General features: G+C 45.5%; 1 protein-coding gene and 1 pseudogene. Both read right to left on the bottom strand.

Going from position 1 to position 1,014, the window contains the following annotated elements:
* Nucleotides 1-530, bottom strand: a pseudogene (locus A3751_RS20000) (endonuclease); the annotation flags it as partial.
* Nucleotides 531-798: 268 nt separating this feature from the next.
* A partial coding sequence (locus A3751_RS19990; protein ID WP_197466547.1) for a 4Fe-4S dicluster domain-containing protein occupies nt 799-1,014 on the bottom strand: 216 nt, incomplete at its 5' end.

The following is a 1,014-nucleotide window of genomic DNA, read 5'->3' as shown; positions in this document are numbered from 1 at the left end:
ACATTGAAGCTGTTGGCGCTAAGCTCGTCGCGCACTTGCGCTTCTAGGTTAGGCTGAATGATGTAGAGGAAGTCATCGCCAGATGCACGAGCGTAGCTTGCCTTGTATGCAAGTTTGGCGTTTTGGCCGTCAAAATTGATGTTTTGCTCGTAGATGTTGCGATCATCTTTCCAGCTATCGCCGTTCGCAGTGTGGTAGATGTTGCTGAAATTCCATGTGCCCTTAAGCTTTTGCTGAAGAGTAACGGAAGAAGTCTGACCTTGTACTGTCGTAGTAAACCAGTATTTCTTACCCCACTTTATGCCTTGGTCGCGGTTGAAGCGCAAAAACTTCACCGTACCCATTGGTGGCACTGATTGGGCAAGTTGCTCCCATTCGTCGCCGTGACTGATATTGTCATGGCCGGTTTGAATGGTGTTGAGAGTAAGAGGTTTAGTCGTGCTATTTGTTAGGTAAATATACGATTCAGCGAAACTAGAGCTCGCAAATGCCATGCATAGTAGCAAGGCCGAAATCAGGCGCGTTTTCATAGATCTTGTCCGGATTAAAATTGATAAAAAAGTCGTTTATTGGTTGGCCGCTATTGTTTATTCGGCTGCGGAGGATGCTAACAGTGTGGCGCTTGAGAAATTTGGAATGCAGTCATGCTTTAAAATTGTTGGCAGTATAAGTGTGTAAGTTGGCCTTTAATGCAAAGTAAGCTTTGTTTATAGGGGGGAGCTTTGACCATTTATGGAGAGCAATAAAAAAGCCCGCTCAATTGAGCGGGCTTTAATGAACAGCGTCGACTACGTTGTTTTACATGTTAGGGTAGTTTGGACCGCCGCCACCTTCTGGCGTTACCCATGTAATGTTCTGTGCGGGATCTTTGATATCACACGTTTTACAGTGAACACAGTTTTGGGCATTTATTTGAAATCGCTTGCTGCCATCTTCTTCACTTTCCACAACTTCATATACGCCGGCTGGGCAGTAGCGTTGAGCCGGTTCGTTATATTTTGGTAGGGTCTGTTG

The sequence above is a fragment of the Oleiphilus sp. HI0080 genome, from assembly GCF_001635135.1.
The sequence above is the reverse complement of the archived record's forward strand: the minus strand, read 5'-3'. Positions and strand labels throughout refer to the sequence as shown.